This window comes from Amycolatopsis iheyensis (assembly GCF_024703995.1).
Taxonomy (GTDB): domain Bacteria; phylum Actinomycetota; class Actinomycetes; order Mycobacteriales; family Pseudonocardiaceae; genus Amycolatopsis; species Amycolatopsis iheyensis.
In genome coordinates, this window is the sequence record NZ_JAMXQV010000073.1 from 1 (window position 1) to 1302 (window position 1302).

Consider the following 1302-nt stretch of genomic DNA (forward strand, 5'->3'; position numbering starts at 1 on the left):
CTTGGGTTCTAGTGGTGGTTGCAACACCTGAGCTGTTGAGGGGTTGCAGTGTTCGAGATCCGCGGGGACCGGTCGCCTCAAGGTCCGAGGAAGCTGGGCGACGAGCGCCAGACCTATCTTGATCTTGTGGCGCACGGTGTGGGAACAGCCCAGGCGTGCCGGATCGTCGGGATCAACCGGCGGACCGGTCACCGATGGCGGACCGGACGAGCAAGCCAGGCCAAGGCCGGGCGGGAGACCGATCAGCGGCCTCCCGCCCGGCCTGAGCCGTCCTCGGACCGGTTCCTCTTGGCTGAGGAACGCGTTGTGATCGCGGATCTGCGGCGCGAGGGCCGCTCGGTGCGGGCTATCGCCGCCGAACTGGGCCGTAGCCCGTCCACGATCAGCCGGGAACTGGCCCGCAACAGCCATCCCGGCTCGGGTGACTACCGCCCGCACGCCGCCCAGGCCCGCGCCGACTCCCGCCGCCCGCGGCCCAAGACCGGCAAGATCGCCGCCTGCCCCGAACTGCATGACCTGGTGCAGGGCATGCTCGACGACAAGTTCAGCCCCGAGCAGATCAGCCGGCGGCTGCGCCGCGACCATCCCGACCGGCCGGAGCTGCACGTGACCCACGAAACCATCTACCAGGCCCTCTACGTCCAAGGCCGAGGCGCACTGCGCCGCGAGCTCACGGCCGCGCTGCGCACCGGACGCACCATGCGCAAACCCCGCCGCAGCAGCGAGCAACGCCGGCCACGCTTCACCGCCCCGATGGTGATGATCAGCGACCGCCCCGCCGAGGCCGACGACCGCGCCGTCCCCGGCCACTGGGAAGGCGACCTGATCATCGGCGGGGACGGCACCTCGGCCATCGCCACCCTGGTGGAACGCGCCACCCGGTACGTGATGCTGGTCCACCTCGGTGGCTCCCACACCGCCGAGCACGTCCGTGACGCCCTCGTCACCACCGCCGCGACGCTGCCCGAGCAACTGGCCCGGTCGCTGACCTGGGACCAAGGCAGCGAGATGAGCCGCCACCACGAGTTCAGCATCGCCACCGGCATCCCGGTCTACTTCTGCGACCCGCACTCACCCTGGCAGCGCGGCTCCAACGAGAACACCAACGGACTGCTCCGCCAGTACTTCCCCAAAGGCAGCAACCTCGCCACCCACAGCCCCGACGACCTCGCCGCCGTCGCCGCGCAGCTCAACCGCCGCCCACGCAAAACGCTCGGCTGGGACACCCCAGCCGAGCGCTTGGCTAAACTCCTGACCGAAGCCAGTTGATCACCCGTGTTGCAACGACCCCTCGAATCCGCC

General features: G+C 69.9%; 1 protein-coding gene. It reads left to right on the plus strand.

The window, feature by feature from the left end; all coding sequences use genetic code 11:
• The first annotated feature begins 126 nt into the window (after nucleotides 1–126).
• The gene (locus tag M8542_RS49770; RefSeq protein WP_443643573.1) at nucleotides 127–1269 is read left to right on the plus strand and encodes an IS30 family transposase; all 1143 of its coding nucleotides are present in this window, start codon (nucleotides 127–129) and stop codon (nucleotides 1267–1269) included.
• The last annotated feature ends 33 nt before the right edge of the window (nucleotides 1270–1302 follow it).